The 15,078-nt window shown below is 68.2% G+C and carries 14 protein-coding genes; 8 read left to right on the forward strand and 6 right to left on the reverse strand.

Annotation, left to right across the window (positions count from 1 at the left end; translation table 11 throughout):
- Positions 1–67: 67 nt before the first annotated feature.
- The 3 genes from CFB82_RS28930 to CFB82_RS28940 all read left to right on the forward strand — a co-directional run bounded on the left by CFB82_RS28930 (position 68) and on the right by CFB82_RS28940 (position 2,874).
- Positions 68–847 (forward strand): sensor histidine kinase, encoded by a 780-nt coding sequence (locus CFB82_RS28930; protein WP_089486245.1) that lies wholly within the window; start codon positions 68–70, stop codon positions 845–847.
- Positions 848–923: 76 nt separating this feature from the next.
- A complete protein-coding gene (locus tag CFB82_RS28935; protein ID WP_069251067.1) occupies positions 924–2,267 on the forward strand; it encodes a hemolysin family protein in 1,344 nt (447 codons plus the stop codon).
- Between the two features lie 22 nt (positions 2,268–2,289).
- Positions 2,290–2,874 carry a thiamine phosphate synthase gene (locus tag CFB82_RS28940; protein WP_089486246.1) on the forward strand — a complete coding sequence of 195 codons (585 nt, stop codon included), beginning with the start codon at positions 2,290–2,292 and terminating at the stop codon, positions 2,872–2,874.
- Positions 2,875–2,944: 70 nt separating this feature from the next.
- Here the strand turns inward: CFB82_RS28940 and CFB82_RS28945 are convergent, their stop codons facing one another.
- The gene (locus CFB82_RS28945; protein ID WP_089486308.1) at positions 2,945–4,597 is read right to left on the reverse strand and encodes a DUF3459 domain-containing protein; all 1,653 of its coding nucleotides are present in this window, start codon (positions 4,595–4,597) and stop codon (positions 2,945–2,947) included.
- Between the two features lie 309 nt (positions 4,598–4,906).
- Here CFB82_RS28945 and CFB82_RS28950 point away from each other — a divergent pair, with 309 nt between their 5' ends.
- Positions 4,907–5,614, forward strand: coding sequence for a class I SAM-dependent methyltransferase (locus tag CFB82_RS28950; RefSeq protein ID WP_089447330.1), 708 nt, complete (start codon positions 4,907–4,909; stop codon positions 5,612–5,614).
- Between the two features lie 148 nt (positions 5,615–5,762).
- Complete coding sequence (locus CFB82_RS28955) at positions 5,763–6,431, forward strand: glutathione S-transferase (protein ID WP_089486247.1); 669 nt, start codon at positions 5,763–5,765, stop codon at positions 6,429–6,431.
- Positions 6,432–6,455: 24 nt separating this feature from the next.
- On the opposite strand, the gene CFB82_RS28960 is transcribed toward CFB82_RS28955, so the two are convergent.
- Positions 6,456–7,109, reverse strand: a complete 654-nt coding sequence (locus tag CFB82_RS28960; protein WP_089448397.1) for a DUF1345 domain-containing protein — start codon at positions 7,107–7,109, stop codon at positions 6,456–6,458.
- A 139-nt stretch (positions 7,110–7,248) separates the two neighbouring features.
- Here CFB82_RS28960 and CFB82_RS28965 point away from each other — a divergent pair, with 139 nt between their 5' ends.
- Positions 7,249–7,980, forward strand: a complete 732-nt coding sequence (locus tag CFB82_RS28965; RefSeq protein ID WP_089447328.1) for a metallophosphoesterase — start codon at positions 7,249–7,251, stop codon at positions 7,978–7,980.
- Positions 7,981–8,014: 34 nt separating this feature from the next.
- Here CFB82_RS28965 and CFB82_RS28970 read toward each other — a convergent pair whose 3' ends face one another.
- On the reverse strand, positions 8,015–8,710 hold the full coding sequence (locus tag CFB82_RS28970; RefSeq protein ID WP_069251061.1) for an RES family NAD+ phosphorylase: 696 nt from the start codon (positions 8,708–8,710) through the stop codon (positions 8,015–8,017).
- Positions 8,711–8,712: 2 nt separating this feature from the next.
- Positions 8,713–9,132, reverse strand: coding sequence for an MbcA/ParS/Xre antitoxin family protein (locus tag CFB82_RS28975; protein ID WP_011355846.1), 420 nt, complete (start codon positions 9,130–9,132; stop codon positions 8,713–8,715).
- Between the two features lie 235 nt (positions 9,133–9,367).
- Here CFB82_RS28975 and CFB82_RS28980 point away from each other — a divergent pair, with 235 nt between their 5' ends.
- Complete coding sequence (locus tag CFB82_RS28980; protein WP_069251060.1) at positions 9,368–10,150, forward strand: ABC transporter substrate-binding protein; 783 nt, start codon at positions 9,368–9,370, stop codon at positions 10,148–10,150.
- 1,115 nt (positions 10,151–11,265) lie between these two features.
- Positions 11,266–11,652, forward strand: a complete 387-nt coding sequence (locus CFB82_RS28990) for a GtrA family protein (RefSeq protein ID WP_069251058.1) — start codon at positions 11,266–11,268, stop codon at positions 11,650–11,652.
- 28 nt (positions 11,653–11,680) lie between these two features.
- Here CFB82_RS28990 and CFB82_RS28995 read toward each other — a convergent pair whose 3' ends face one another.
- Both CFB82_RS28995 and CFB82_RS29005 read right to left on the reverse strand, forming a co-directional pair.
- Positions 11,681–13,144: a sigma-54 dependent transcriptional regulator gene (locus tag CFB82_RS28995; protein WP_089447326.1), complete on the reverse strand. Its 1,464-nt coding sequence runs from the start codon at positions 13,142–13,144 to the stop codon at positions 11,681–11,683.
- 458 nt (positions 13,145–13,602) lie between these two features.
- Positions 13,603–14,520 carry a metal-dependent hydrolase gene (locus CFB82_RS29005; protein ID WP_089448396.1) on the reverse strand — a complete coding sequence of 306 codons (918 nt, stop codon included), beginning with the start codon at positions 14,518–14,520 and terminating at the stop codon, positions 13,603–13,605.
- Positions 14,521–15,078: the final 558 nt, after the last annotated feature.

A 15,078-nucleotide genomic window follows, 5' to 3' on the forward strand; every position in this document is an offset into this window, starting at 1 on the left:
CAAGCACCGTCCCTATAATGGCGGTTCGCGTGACTTTCACGCCAACCGCTTCCGACAGGCCAGCTCCGTGACGTCCACTCCCGTCGATCCCGCCGCCGACGTGCTGCGCGAACGCGCAGCGCATTACGCCACCCAGGCGGCGCTGTTCCTGCGCGACCAGGCGCTCTCCACCGCGTCGCACGACCTGCGCAGCCCGCTGAACGCCATGCATAGCTGGGCGTACGTGCTCGAACGCCAGCTCGCCAACGCCGATCCGAACCTGCAGCGCGCGCTCGCGGGCATCCGCACGGGCATCGACCAGCAGGTCGCGCTGATCGACGACGTGCTCGACGCGCCGCGCGCCGAAACGCGCACGCTCGCCCTCAAGCCGCGGCCGTTCGCGCTGCGCGCGCTGTTCGACGAAACGATCGCGCTCGCGCGTTTCGCGCTCGCCGACGCACGGCAGGTCACGCTCGACGCGACGCCGCCGGACGGCGACCCGTCGTTGACCATCGACCGCGAACGCATCGCGCAGGCGCTCTGGACGATGCTGACGGCCGCGGTCGAAGCCAGCGCCGCCGGCAGCCGCGTGACGTTTTCGTGCGCTCGCGACGGCATGCAGTTCACCGCGCGCGCCACGTGTACCGTCAACGCGGACGCGCTCGCCGATCCCGCGCAACCGCATGCATTCGAATCGTTCGCACGACGCGAGATGCTGCGCGAGCGCGACGCCAAGCGCGTCGCCTGGACGCTCGCGCTTTGCCAGCGCGTCGCGCTCGCACACGGCGGCACGTTCTCGCACGACGCGTTCGCCGATGGCGCCACGGCCACGATCACGCTCTCCGTTCCCGGTGAGGTGCCGGTGTAAGCAATCGGCCGCCCTGCACATTACATATTCCTTTCTGGCTCTATACTGATGGGCCTGTCATAACCGGAGTGTTTCTTTGTTACAGATCTTCGCGCTCATCGGCGCGTTGTTCCTGGTGGCCCTGAACGGGTTCTTCGTTGCGGCCGAATTCGGCCTCGTCAAACTGCGCGCCACGCGCGTCAAGACACTCGCCCGCAAGCACGGCCTGCGCGGCCGCATCCTCGGCATCGTGCACGGCCGACTCGACGCGTATCTTTCCGCGTGCCAGCTCGGCATCACGCTTGCGTCGCTCGGCCTCGGCTGGGTCGGCGAACCGGCCTTCGCGCAACTGCTCGGCCCGCTGCTCGACCTGATCGGCGTGGAGTCGGAACGCGTCGTGCACCTGATCTCGCTGGTGTTCGCGTTCTCGCTGATTTCGTTCCTGCACATTGTCGTCGGCGAGCTGGCGCCGAAATCGATGGCGATCCGCCAGTCGGAGAAGGTCGGCCTGTGGGTCGCGCTGCCGCTCTATGCGTTCTACTGGGCGATGTATCCGGCGATCTGGGTGCTCAACAACAGCGCCAACGCAGTGCTGCGGCTCGCGGGGCTCTCCGCCGACCACGGCGGCGACGCCCACTACTCGACCGACGAGCTGAAGCTGATCCTGCGCAGCCGCCGCAGCACGGCCGGCAATCCGGCCCAGCCGGCGCGCGGCACGTACAGCAACGACGAGTGGAACACGCTCGCGCATTCGCTCGATTTTTCGTCGATGACCGTGTCGGACCTGATGCGGCCGGCCCACGAAATGATCGGCCTGCGCCGCGACCTGCCGCTGCCCGACAACATGGAGATCGTCGCGCGGCACCGCTTCAGCCGCTATCCGCTGTTCGAGGATGCGTCGCGCGAACAGGTGAGCGGGCTGATCCACCTGAAGGACCTGCTGCTCGCGCGTCACGCGGGCGCGGCGCTGGAAGACCTGTCGGACTACGTCCGCCCGGTGCAGTACGTGAGGCCCGACACGCCGGCGCTCGACCTGTTCCGCCGCTTCCGCAAGGGCGCGCCGCACTTCGCGCTGGTCGGCAACAAGGGCGAGAAGCCGATCGGCTTCCTGACGCTCGACAACCTGCTCGGCGCGCTGGTCGGCCAGATCCACGACGAGTTCCGCCAGGGCGACGCCGACTGGAGCCGCCTCGACGACGGCACGCTGATGGGCAAGGGCAGCCTGCCCGTCGTGTCGCTCGAACAGGCGCTCGGCATCGACATCGACGAAGGCCGTGCGGAATCGGTCGGCGGCCTCGTGATCCAGGCGCTCAGCGACCTGCCGACCGAAGGGCAGCGCGTGTCGTTCGACCGCTTCGACGTCGTCGTGAAGAAGATGAACGGGCCGCGCATCGTGCTCGTGCGCGTCTACCCGAAGATCTCGAAAGAGGCCGACGAATGACGGCCGCGCTTCGCCGCACGCGATGAACGCCACGCTGCCGCGCTGCTGCGTGATCACGCCGGAGCCGGCGTCCGCGTCGGCGGCCGATTGCGCGGCGTTCCTCGACCGGCTGTCGGCCGTGCTCGCGCGCGGCGAGATGCTCGTGCAACTCCGTGTGAAATCGCTCGACGCAACCGCGTTCGCGCGACTTGCCGCCGAAGCGCTCGCACGCTGCGACGCGGCCGGCGCGCGCCTGATGCTGAACGGGCCGATCGATGCGGCCGGCGTGATGCGGCTCGACGGCGCCGGCTGGCATCTCGACGGCACTGCCTTGCGCGCCGCCACGCAGCGGCCGTTGCCGGCCGGACGCTGGGTGTCCGCCGCCTGTCACACGCGCGACGACCTGCTGCTAGCCGCGCGCGCCGGCGCGGATTTCGTCACGCTGTCGCCGGTGTTGCCGACACTCAGCCATCCCGGTGCGCCGACGCTCGGCTGGGCCCGGTTCGGCGCGCTGGCGGCCGAGGCCGCCATGCCCGTCTTCGCGCTCGGCGGCATGACACGTACCCACCTCGACGATGCACGCCGCCACGGCGCCTACGGCATCGCGGGCATTCGCGGGTTCTGGTAGTTCGGAGATTGCCTGCGGCGCAGCCGGGCGCAGATGCGCCCGGCCTTTCGAACGCATACCTACTCGGTCATCATGCGTTCAGGTTCGGACGCATGCCGCGCCAGGCGCCGTCATCGATGCGACGCGCATCGTGCGTGAGCGCATACCGGTTGACGTCACCCGTCAGCCACGCGACGAGCGCATACGGCGGCAACACCCCTTCATCGACCCGGTCGCGCGCACGCGCCGGCGTCTCGAACACCACTCGCCCTCTCGGCGCATCGAACGGCACCGCGTCGGGCGACAGGTTCAACGCGATCGTCAGCGTCTCGTCGTCGGCGAGCCACCATGATGCGAGCAGCGCGTCGGCATCGCCGTCGCCGTCCGACTTCAGCGCACGCGCCTCCTGCGGCCGGCAATCGGACAATCGCGGCGAGATCAGCTTCGCGCGCACCGCGAGCGCCGACTGCACGAAATGCGCGCGATCGATATCGCGCGCGGTTTCGTCGAAGATCAACGGGATCTGCGGCGTGAGCAGCGACAGCGCAAGCGCGGCCAGACCGGCCTCCTGCCCGTGGTCACCCTGCCTGCTGTCGCGCCACGCGCCATCGGACAGCACCAGCGACGTCAACGACAGCCCGCTGTCGGCAGCCATGCCGCCTCCCGACCCGGCCGGCTGGAATGCGGCCCCGGCCGCGGTCAGCGCGCGGGCGAGCGTGTGGATCGACTGGTGCGTGGAAATGCCTTCGTGGGCCGACGTATCGCGCCCCGTCAGCCGGTGCAGCGCGCGTTCGCCGCACCCGTTCCACTGCGCATCGAAATGGGTATCGGCAAGATGCGCCGGATGCCGCTCGCTGCCGAGGACGAGATGGATCAGCCGGTCCGCTGGCACGGCCGCGCGCACGCGATCCGCGATCTCGCGCAGCCACGACACGCCGATCCGGTCGGCTTCGCGCAGGCGCAGCCCGTCGCAACGGTATTCGTCGATCCAGTACAACGCGTTGTCGCAGAAGAAATCGCAGACTTCCGGATGATCGAGCGCGAGCGGCGACGCCTGCAGCGGATCGTCGCGCGTATGGAAGAACGGTGCCGCGTAGTGGCGCAGCGCCTCGGTGCCGCTGCCGAAGCGCGCGTAGTCGAGTTCCAGCAACACCGCGAGACCATAGCCATGGGCGGCATCGATCAGCGCCTTCAGCGCGTCGGGGCCGCCTTCGGCCGCGAGCGGTGCGAACGGCAGGCTGTCGTGCGGCGATGCGAGCAGCTCCAGCGCGGTCACGCCGAGGCGCGCGAGTTGCGGCAGGCGCCGGCGCACGGCGTCGAAGCCGCCTACCGCGTGCGGGCGGATCGCATAGAGCGCGATGTCTTCCCACGCGCGCCCGCGCCAGAACGTGTTGCGCCACGTGAACGCGCGCGGATCGATGACCTCGCTCGGACCGTTGAGCCCTTCGGGTTGCGAACGCGACGCAGGATCGGGAATCGATACCGCATCGTCGAGGCGATAGCGGTAACGCGCACCCGCGCCGCAATCGGCAAAGACTTCGAACCAGTTCGTGCCGGCGGCGGCCATCGGCACGAGCGACGGGCCAAAGCCGGTATCGAGTTCGAGCTGGACCTGCGTGCTGCCCGGCGCCCACACGCGAAAATGCGTGCGCGGCGTCGCGCAGAGTGCGCCACAGGGCTGGGCGCCGAACGGCAAGCAGTGAATGTGGTGCTGCGCATACGGATCGTGCGGACAATCGGACATCATGCGCTCCTCGTGCGTACCGAGCGGCATGGCCGCGCCAGCGGGGCGCGGCGCATCGGGGCCCGGCATGCGACGGCCAGGCGGGGGGAGAGAAACGAGTATGCGCCGGATTCGCTACCGCGATGCGTCGTTCCCGGACATTATTAAATACGAATCGACCCCTGGAAAACCCGTATTCCGGCAGGCGCCGGCGAGTCGGGTAGCCGACATACCGGAATGACTGCTCGCCTTGTTGCAGCGGCCGCGCACGCTTACGCTCTGCGCCATGCTCGCGGACACGTCGTCCGCGCCCGACCCGAGGAACCCGCCATGTCGCTTCCCGCCAGCGCCGCCAAATTCGATCCGGCACGCGCCCACGAATACGCCGAGCAATCCCGCATCGCGCTCGCCGGCTACGATGCCTGCCACGAACTCACCGCGTGCATGCTCGCGTCGGCGATCGCGGCGCCCGAGGCGCGGATCCTCGTCGCGGGCGCGGGCGGCACCGGGCAGGAAATCTGCGTGGCGGCCGCGCTCGAGCCGGGCTGGCAGTTCACGGCCGTCGACCCGTCCGAACCGATGCTCGCGCTCGCGCGCTCGAACGTCGAGGCCGCGGGTTTCGGCGCACGCACGGCATTCGTCGGAGACGGTGTCGATGCGTTGCCCGACACGCCCGCGTTCGACGGCGCGACGTTGATCGGCGTACTGCACCACGTCCCCGGCGACGAAGCGAAGGCGGCGCTGCTGCATGCGATCGCGCGGCGCCTGAAACCCGGCGCGCCGCTCGTGCTCGCTGGCAACCATCGCCGCTATGCGGACCATCCTCGCCTGCTCGATGCATGGCAGCAGCGCTGGCGCATGAAAGGCGCGACGCCCGACGCGGTGCGCGCGCAACTCGCGAAGATCCTGCAGGGCGCCGATCCGCCCGCGTCCGAGGAAGCCGTGTTCGGCCTGCTGCGCGACGCGGGCTTCGATGCGCCGCTGCGCTTTTTCGCGAGCCTGTTCTGGGGTGCGTGGATCGCGGTGCGGCGCGCGTGAGGGAGCGGCGCGGACGGCCAGACGCGGACGGCTAGACGCGGTCAGCCAGACGCGGCTCGTCACGGCGCGCAACGCGTTTCGCGTACGCGCCCTACGCGCCCTACGCGCTGGGTATGATGTCGTTCCCGCCCCCACTTCCGGCGTCGACATGCTCACCGTCCATCACCTGAACAACTCGCGCTCGCAGCGCGTGCTCTGGCTGCTCGAAGAACTGGATGTGCCGTACGAGATCGTGCGCTACGCGCGTGATCCGAAGACGATGCTCGCGCCGCCCGAGTTGCGCGCGATCCATCCGCTCGGCAAGTCGCCGGTGGTCGCCGACGACGGCCGCACGTACGCCGAATCGGGCGCGATCATCGAATACCTGGTCGAACGCTACGGCAACGGACGCCTGGCGCCGCCGCCCGGCACGCCGGAGCGGCACCACTACACGTACTGGCTGCACTACGCGGAAGGGTCGGCGATGCCGCCGCTGCTGCTCAAGCTCGTCGCGCTGCGGATCGCACACGCGCCGATGCCGTTCTTCGCCCGGCCGATCGCACGCAAGATCGCCGACACGCTGCAGTCGAGCTTCGTCGATCCGCAGATCGCCCTGCATCTCGGCCATGTCGACGACACGTTGAGCCGCACCGGCTGGTTCGTCGGCGACGGTTTCAGCGCAGCCGACATCCAGATGAGCTTTCCGCTCGAAGCCGCGACCGCGCGCGGGGGCGGCAGCCGCTATCCCGCGATCGCGCGCTTTCTCGATGCGATCCACGCACGGCCCGCGTACCAGCGGGCGCTGGAGCGCGGCGGCCCGTACGACCTGCTCAAGTAACGCTGCGAACGACCGTGGCCTGCGTCAGCTCAGCAGGCCCGCCGCGACGTTGATCGACAGCCCGAGCACGGCCATGTTGAAGTAGAACGACAGGATCGACTGCGCGAGCACCGAGCGTCGCGCGGAGCGGTTCGCCAGCGACACGTCGGCCGTCTGCGACGCGACCGCGATCGTGAACGCGAAATACAGGAAATCCCAGTAATCTGGCTCGGGGTTCTGGTCCGGGAAGCGCAGCGCTCGATCCTTGGTCGGCGAGCCGTAATAGAGCCGCGCATAGTGCAGCGTGAAGATCGTCGGGATCAGGAACCACGCGCCGAACAGCGTCGCGCCCGTGATCGCGTAGTGGCTGAGCCCCGCGCTGAAGCCGACGCTCTTGGCGGTCGCGAGCTCGATCGCGATCGCGGCGACGCTCGCGACGGTCGCGAGGCACACGACGGTCAGCACCGTCGTCGCGTTTTCATCCTCGCGAATCGCGATTTCGCGCACCTGATGATGATGCGCGGTGATCATGCGCACCCACATCAGCACGAGATACAGCCAGATCGCGCAATCCCAGCCGATCAGCGCACGCACGGTCGGACGCAGCGAAAACGGCAGCAGCACCGCGCACAGCAAGCCGGCGACGAACGCCGCGACCATGCGCGGCCGGTTGCGTAACACCTGCGGATAAAGCGTCATCATGTGATTCCGAAAGCAAATGGAAAGGGTTGGGCCGGCGCGCGGGACAGACCGCCGCGCCGTACCGGCGGGTATTGCCCCGATTATCGTCATTCCATCGTGACGTGGCGATGGGGGCGCGAGCGCCTAAGATATTGGGATGACTGCCACCGCCCCCCTCTGCCGCCACCCGGCGAACGCGGTCGGCCGCGACTTCGTCGTCGGCGACCTGCACGGCTGCGTGGATGTGCTGCGCGCGCTGCTGCACGACATTCGCTTCGATCCGGCCCGCGACCGCCTGTTCTCGGTCGGCGACCTCGTCGACCGCGGCCCGGCCTCCGAAGCCACGCTCGACCTGCTCGACCGCCCGTGGTGCCACGTCGTGCGCGGCAATCACGAGGAAGTACTGAGCCTCGTGGCGCGTGGCAAGCTGTCGCCCGACGCGTGGCGCGGGATCGGCGGCGACTGGGGTGCCGACCTGCCGCCGGAACGGCTGCACGCGCATGCGGCACGCGTCGACGCGCTGCCGCTGGTGCGCGTGATCGGCGACGGCCCCGGGCGCTTCAACGTGCTGCATGCGGAATTCTTCGGCTCGGACGCCGATCTCGACACGGGCAGCTATGCGCACGACGTGCGCGAGCGGCTGATCTGGGGCCGCGATCTCGTCCAGGGGCTCGCCGATCCCGCGCGGCAGGCCGGGCTGTCGCTGACCTGCACCGGGCACACACCGGTGCGCGCGCCGCAGCGGATCGGCGCGCAGTGGTTCATCGACACGGGGGCATTCGCGCCGGCCGGGCGGCTCACGCTCGCCGAGCCGCGCACCGGGCGCACCTGGTCGATGACGCAGGCCGAAGCGCGCGAGCGCCACGCAGGCGACTGGCCGCTGCCCTGAGGCGCTGACATGCCCTGACGCCCGCAAGCGGGCGCTAGCCGACCTGGTTCAGTTCGAACACCGCATCGACGGCCGAGCCATTCCAGTTGTATTCGAGGTAGGCCGCGTGATGGCAGTCGCGCAGCAGCGCGGTGCGGAACGCCGCCAGGCACTCGCCGCGCGGGTCGCGCACCGACGGATACACGATGCCCGCGCCACCCGCATTGCGCACCGCGCGACCGAGCGCCTGCCCGGCGCTGTAATCGAGCGGGTGCAGCAGCGCCGGATCGCGTTTCGGCCACACGCGCAGGTCGGCCACTTCGCCCTGCGCGATCACCGTATAGAGCCGCATCTGCTGGCGCATCGGCGGCTCCTTCGTCGCTTCCAGGAACAACGCGCTGTGATAACGCGTTTCGGCGATCGCCGTATCGCGCGAACGCGCGCAGTAGAACACGCCATAGCTGCCGTCGGAAAAGCGGCTGCCCTGCGGATTCAGGTGCGTGAATGCGGCCATGATCGGCCCCCAGCCCTGCCCGTAGCGGCGCTCGGCGGGCGGCACGAGATCGAGTGCGCCGACTTCGTTGCGGATGCGGTCGTTGGTCAGCGATTCGAGTGCGTAAAGCGCGTCGAAATCGTCCGCCGAGGCCACGCGGTCGAACAGGTTGATCGCCGGGAAACGGGTGGGGATCACGCGATAGGCTGGCGCCCACTCGACCGCGGTCGTGGGCCATTGTTGTGCTTGGATCGGCATTGTCACGCCCAGCCACCTCGCATCGCGTCGAGATATTGCCGGACGGCGACCAGATCGCCGACGTTGCCGGCGAGCATCCGGTCGAGTGCGCGCTTGCCGCCGAACGGCGCCGCGTCGTTGGGCCGCTTGACCCACGCATCGGCCGCGGCTGGCTGCGGCAGCAGGATCTGCAGCGCCTTGTAGATGCCGAGCAACAGCGATAGCCGTTCGAGCGTATCGCGCGGCAGCCGCGCCGATTCCGGCGTGGCCTTCCACTTGAAGAACGTCGAACGGCCGGGCGACCCGAGCAGCACGATCTGCTCGTCGATCGTCAGTTCCCAGTCGCGTGCGATGTTGAAAAACGCACGCAGGCCGGCCGCCGACATTTGCGCGACCGAGGCCTGCGGCGGGGCGGAGTGCGATTCATAGGCGGGCTGTGACATGATCGTTAGTCTCGAAACGAATTTACTAACAAGATTAGTCCATTTTCGTATTTTTGCAAGGGTCGAGACCCGCCGACCGATTCGCCCACCCGACAAAAACGATATTTTTTGTCCATTCTGGACTCTGATTTTATTTTCTGCGTTAATGGCCGTGCGGACACCGCGCGCAGACGCGGTTCGTATCCGTGAAACCGTGTCGCACAGAACCCGGAAGCACCCCGCCAAGGAACGCACCATGAAGAGACTGATTGCCGCTGTTTCGATCGCCCTGCTGGCGGTATCCGCAGGCCCCGCCGTCGCGAAGGACTGGACCACGATCCGCTTCGGCACCGATGCCAGCTACGCGCCGTTCGAGTCGAAGGCGCCCGACGGCAAGCTCGTCGGCTTCGACATCGACCTCGGCAACGAGATCTGCGCGCGCCTGAAGGCGAAGTGCGTGTGGCTCGAGAACGATTTCGACGGGATGATTCCGGCGCTGAAGGCGAAGAAGTTCGACGCGGTGCTGTCGTCGATGTCGATCACGCCGCAACGCGCGCAGCAGATCGGCTTCACGACGAAGATCTACAACCAGCCGACGCGGCTCGTCGTGAAGAAGGGCTCGCCGCTGCTGCCGACGGCCGAATCGCTGAAGGGCAAATCGATCGGCGTCGAACAGGGCACGACGCAGGAAACGTATGCGAAGGCGTACTGGGGCAAGCAAGGCGCGAACGTCGTGTCGTACCAGAACCAGGACGGCGTGTACGCGGACCTGACCTCGGGCCGCCTCGACGCGGCACTGCAGGATGAAGTGCAGGCGGCCATCGGGTTCCTGAAATCGCCGCGCGGCGCGAACTACACGTTCGTCGGCCCGGAACTCGTCGACGAGAAGGTGCTCGGTATCGGCGCCGGCATCGGGCTGCGCAAGGAGGACACCGACCTGAAGGCGAAGATCGACGGCGCCATCCTCGATATGGTCAAGGACGGCACCTACAAGCGGCTCGCGTCCAAGTACTTCGACTTCGACATCTACGGCGGCTGAAACGGCGTCGCGCGCGTACGGGCGCCACACCCGTCGCGCGCGTCCGACCGCCCCTCCCCTCACCACCGGACGGCACCGGCGTCACGCCGTTTGCCGTCGCATCGAATGCTTCATCCGTCGCGCACATGGCACGACACTTCGCATTTCATTCGGATTGCAGATTGATCCTTCACGGGGACGATGCCTCGCGCGAACGGATATCGTGCGGCTTCAGTCAGTAGGCGAAGACCGGGCGTCGCGGTACCGGCGCCCGTGTGCACATGCCCTTGCGAATCGGGTTCGCGTGCAGGAAAGTGCCGACCCGGCGCGGATGACCGGCAATCAGCCGGATCCGCCTCGCACCGGGCGCGCAGAGATGGCCTGTCGATGCATGCCGGCCGGCTGCAAGAACGACGTTCGACCGGCGATGCCCCGAATCACTGCGATCGCGGCCTGCCGGCCGCGGCGTGTGGCGATCGATCATTTTTCTTCCCCGTATCAATCTGATGGTTGTTCCGGCAACCGGACGAGACCGGTGCTCCGACGATCAGGCGACGACACTCCGTGCTCGCCGGAACGCAGCTGTCGTGCCGCGCGCCGCCGCCGCATCCCCGCGGACTGTGTCCTGGCCGGTACTGACAGGGTTCGCTGCCGAACCGGGCGGACCGTGCATCGTCGACTTTCGCACGTCCACTCTCGCAAGGAGCGGGCCAGCGTCGCGCGAGCCCTTCCGGACAAGGGGTTGGCCGGGCAGTGTGGTGGCCGGAACGGGTGCGGAAGACGGGAAGTTACGAAACTGAAACACGCGGCGCGCGGCATGCGCCGGCCGCGTCGCGGCCCTGCCTTGCCGGATAAGGCTGAACAATACAGCGCGACATTTTTACCGATGGGTAGCCGGCCGTTCACCCCGATTGGCCGAGCAAATTTGCGTGGCCGCCGACGCGAAAATGTTTCATGCGCTTTACATGGCGCAGGCGGCGCGGAAGCCGCAGGTTGTCCGCGCATCCATCGGCCGGCGGCATCGCTATACTGCGAAACCGGTGCGCGTCATGTTTGCGTCGGCGCCCTTCGCCGGCGAGTGCCGCCCCCCTCGACACCACCCCACACGCCGCCACATCACCCGAACGACCGCACCGATGATCCGCACCCTCTATACCGCCGAACGCGCCAGGCTGATTCGCTTCGGGGTGTCGGGCGTCGGTTCGACCGCGCTGCATGCGCTGATCGCGGCGGCGATGTTCGCGCTGTTCGATGCGACGCCGGTGAGCGCGAACGCGGTCGCGTTCGCGTGCTCGACCGCGTTCTCGTATCTCGCCAACACGCTGTGGAGTTTTTCGTCGCCGGTGACGTGGGGCAACTTCGTGCGCTTTCTCGCCGTCGCGATGGCCGGCCTCGGCATGACGATGCTGCTGGCGCACGGCACCGAGACGCTCGGCCTCGCCCGCGCGTGGAGCATCGTCGCGGTCGTGCTGTGCGTGCCGCCGGTCACGTTCGTGCTGCACCGGCTCTGGACCTATCGCTGAACCGGCTCACGCGTCACGCGTGCGCCGCTCAGCCCACCCGCTGATGCCCCGCGTCGCCGGACGGCGTGCTGTCGTTCCCGCCATTGTTGTCGTGATCGTTCAGCCCGTGCTCGATCATCATCCGGTAGAGCGTCACGCGTGAAATGCCGAGTTCGGCCGCGGCCTTGTTGATGCGGTGATCGTTGCGCAGCAGCGCATTCTCGATCGCGGTGCGCTCGGCGAGCGCCCGCGCCTGTTCGAGCGTCACGGGTTCGGTTTCGCCCGGCGTCTCGAGCCCGAGATCGTGCGGCGTCAGCAGCCGGCTTTCGGCCATCACGATCGCGCGCCGCACGCGGTTGATCAGCTCGCGCACGTTGCCCGGCCATTCGTAGCGGCGCATCGCATCGAGCGCGGCCGACGTGAAGCCGCTGATCTTGCGGCCGCTGTCGGACTTGAACTTCTGCAGCACGTAGTGCGCGAGGATGTCGATATCCTTGCCGCGCGCGCGCAGCGGCGGCTCGTGGATGCGCAGCACGCACAGGCGATGATAAAGGTCCGCGCGGAAGCGCCCGGCCTCGACCGCGCCGTCGAGATCGACGTGGGTAGCCGAGATGATCCGTACGTCGACCGGAATCGACTCCTGCCCGCCGAGCCGCTCGATCTTCCCTTCCTGCAGGAAACGCAGCAGGCTCGCCTGGCTTTCGACCGGCATGTCGCCGATTTCGTCGAGAAACAGCGTGCCGCCGTTCGCCGATTCGATCCGGCCCGCACGCCGCTGGTTCGCGCCAGTGAACGCGCCGCGCTCGTAGCCGAACAGTTCCGACTGCAGCAGGTGATGCGGAATCGCGCCGCAATTGATCGCGATGAACGGCCCCTTGCCGCGGCCGGAGCGCTCGTGAATCGCGAGCGCCGTCAGCTCCTTGCCGGTGCCCGACTCGCCCGAGATGAACACGCTCGCGTCGGTCTTCGCGACCTTGCGGATCGTGCTGAACAGCTGCTGCATCGCCTCGCAGTTGCCGATCATCCCGTGTTCGCCGATCGACGCCGCATAGGCCGCGCCATCGACGCGATCGAGCGCGGCCATCCCGCGCGCATGGCCGAGCACGTGCGAAATCCATTCGTAGGGCAACGGAAGGGTCACGTAATCGAAACAATAGCTGCGGATCAGTTCGCGCACCGCGGGGCTGATCGTGATGCCGGCCTGCGCGATGGAAATCCAGCCGATCGACGGCTGGCTCAGGCACGCCTTCAGCGCGGGATAGTCGCGCGACGTGAATCCGGTGAAATCGACCAGACCGGCGGCGACGCTCACGCCGGAGGTCATGTTCTGCGCGGCGCCGGCCGTCTTCGCGACAGAGATTTCCCAGCCGAGCCCGCGCAGTTGCGCAAGCAACGGCTCATCGGGCGAGCGCATGATCACGAACAGCTTGCGTCCGTCCTCGGGCGCGGTGACGGACACATGCGACATCTCGGGCACCGCATGCCCGTTTGCGTCAGGTGACCTAGCAACCATCGTTGTTCCCCGCTTGGCGTTGGTATCGCGCTGGCTCGCCGTCACGCGCGACGGACCTCGATCGAACCGACATATTGGCCGCATTTCCGTCCGAATAAAATCCCCCCGTGCAGGAATCGCGCGTGAGGTGGACATTGTCATGAACGGTATATCGATGCGGCGGACGCGCGGCTAGATGGGTGTTATCCCGGTGGCGTACGCGGCGGCCCCCCTGAACGGGCGGCTGCGCGGCGCGCAAAGCCGCGCCGGTGCTGGCGCATGGCGTTCCCGGGCGATGCCGCGCACGCCGGATCGGCTCGCCCGTGCATGCGTGCACAACCTGTCGACGGGCGCGCAGGGCACCCGTGCTGCCGGTTCGAATTGATTTCAGTCAATCGTCAGAGGTGGACGGCTGATGCACGAACGCAACAGGCGCGGCCCGATGCCGCGCATGCCGACGCAGCGGCGCAGCGGCGGTCTCAGCGGCCCGATGCGAGCGGCGCCGGCGCGTTGGCGCGGCCACGGCCGGCCGTCGTGCCGCCCTGTTCGCCGTAGGCGGCGGCGAGCGCATCGACCCGCGCCAGATGGTGGTGATTGTCGTGATCCCACGGATGGAAGCCCGGCCGGAAGAAGCTCAGCCATTCGCCGGCGATGCGCGGGAACAGCCCCCGGCGCGGCCCGTACAGGAACGCGATCATCCGCAGCATGCCGCGCACGTGATGGCCGGCGCCGCGATCGCGCCACAGCAGCGTCGCATGCATCAGGAATACGGTCGGCCAGAACGTCAGCGTCGTCAGCAGATACACGCCGATGCGGATCAGGTAACGGCGCAGGCCCGGTTCCATCGCGGCGTTCCATACGTCGAACGACACGGCCTTGTGCTCGGTTTCCTCGAGCGCGTGCCAGATCCACATCTGGCGGTAGCCCTCGACCGAGCCGTCGAGGCGCGTCGGGTCGCGCAGCAGCCAGTCGGCGAGCATCGCCGTGTAGTGCTCCGCCGCGACCGTATGCGCGAGCTGCACCGAATGCGGCAGCTTGCGCTTCATGTAGCCGAGCACCGTCCAGACGCGCTTGTCGAGCTTGCGTGCGGGCAGGTGGTTCGCCTGCATCAGCTCGTTGTACTCGATGTGCTCGCGCGTGTGCATCGCCTCCTGGCCGATGAAGCCGAGCACCTGCTGCTTCAGCACGGGATCGTCGATCCGGTCGCGGTAGTTGCGCACCGAATCCATGAAGAAGCGCTCGCCGGCCGGGAACAGCAGCGACAGCGCGTTGAAGAAATGGGTCACGTGCGACCCGAGGCCATGCCAGTCCTTCGCGCGTTCGACCGGCAGGTCGAAGCGCAGGTCGCGGCGCACCGGCATGATCCCGGCTGCGGTGGCGGAAGCGGCTGACTTCATGTTCATCGTTCTCCTGGTTCCGGAACGGCCCGGCGCGTCGTCCGACGCAGCCGGCGCAGGCCCGGGCGGCGCGGCGCGCACCGCCAAAATCTTGACATCGACAGCTGTAAAGATAGGCCGCCCGCGGCGGCGCACGCAAGCCGCGCGGTAGATGCGCGCTTCCAAACAGGGCACGGTCGAAAAGGCGGAAAAAGCGGCGCTCGAACGGCGTCCGGGCTGGGCGGGATTCGAACGTGCGCGGTGGCTCGCGAGCGATACGCGCTGCGTCGTGCCGTGTCACGCCGACGGCCTGAAAGCCTCGTGCGGCGGGCGCTTCCCGGAAATCGGCGGCGCCACGCGGTACGCGGCGGCGCGCGCCGGTGGCACCGATTCATACACGCGTCGCACTCGCGTGGTGCAACCGGGGTCGCGGGGCGTGCGAAAAATTCAAACGCGCGTTCCATTTGCGTGTCGGACGATCGCGGCCACGGCGGCCAGCCGCCGCCCGCGACACACGTGCGAGCGGCCGACAGCCACGAGCGGCGGCCCGTTGCGCGCTCGCCTACAATAGCGGTTTTA

Origin of the sequence: Burkholderia sp. HI2714 (assembly GCF_002223085.1) — a bacterium.
Lineage (GTDB): Bacteria > Pseudomonadota > Gammaproteobacteria > Burkholderiales > Burkholderiaceae > Burkholderia > Burkholderia lata_D.

Excerpts from the sequence above, each read along its gene's own strand:
- CFB82_RS28975 (WP_011355846.1), bottom strand. The coding sequence starts at position 9,132 with ATGTCACAGCCCGCCTATGAATCGCACTCCGCCCCGCCGCAGGCCTCG.
- CFB82_RS28990 (WP_069251058.1), top strand. The coding sequence starts at position 11,266 with ATGATCCGCACCCTCTATACCGCCGAACGCGCCAGGCTGATTCGCTTC.
- CFB82_RS28940 (WP_089486246.1), top strand. The coding sequence starts at position 2,290 with ATGAACGCCACGCTGCCGCGCTGCTGCGTGATCACGCCGGAGCCGGCG.
- CFB82_RS28965 (WP_089447328.1), top strand. The coding sequence starts at position 7,249 with ATGACTGCCACCGCCCCCCTCTGCCGCCACCCGGCGAACGCGGTCGGC.
- CFB82_RS28945 (WP_089486308.1), bottom strand. The coding sequence starts at position 4,597 with ATGTCCGATTGTCCGCACGATCCGTATGCGCAGCACCACATTCACTGC.
- CFB82_RS28995 (WP_089447326.1), bottom strand. The coding sequence starts at position 13,144 with ATGGTTGCTAGGTCACCTGACGCAAACGGGCATGCGGTGCCCGAGATG.
- CFB82_RS28950 (WP_089447330.1), top strand. The coding sequence starts at position 4,907 with ATGTCGCTTCCCGCCAGCGCCGCCAAATTCGATCCGGCACGCGCCCAC.
- CFB82_RS28980 (WP_069251060.1), top strand. The coding sequence starts at position 9,368 with ATGAAGAGACTGATTGCCGCTGTTTCGATCGCCCTGCTGGCGGTATCC.
- CFB82_RS28970 (WP_069251061.1), bottom strand. The coding sequence starts at position 8,710 with ATGCCGATCCAAGCACAACAATGGCCCACGACCGCGGTCGAGTGGGCG.
- CFB82_RS28955 (WP_089486247.1), top strand. The coding sequence starts at position 5,763 with ATGCTCACCGTCCATCACCTGAACAACTCGCGCTCGCAGCGCGTGCTC.
- CFB82_RS29005 (WP_089448396.1), bottom strand. The coding sequence starts at position 14,520 with ATGAAGTCAGCCGCTTCCGCCACCGCAGCCGGGATCATGCCGGTGCGC.
- CFB82_RS28960 (WP_089448397.1), bottom strand. The coding sequence starts at position 7,109 with ATGACGCTTTATCCGCAGGTGTTACGCAACCGGCCGCGCATGGTCGCG.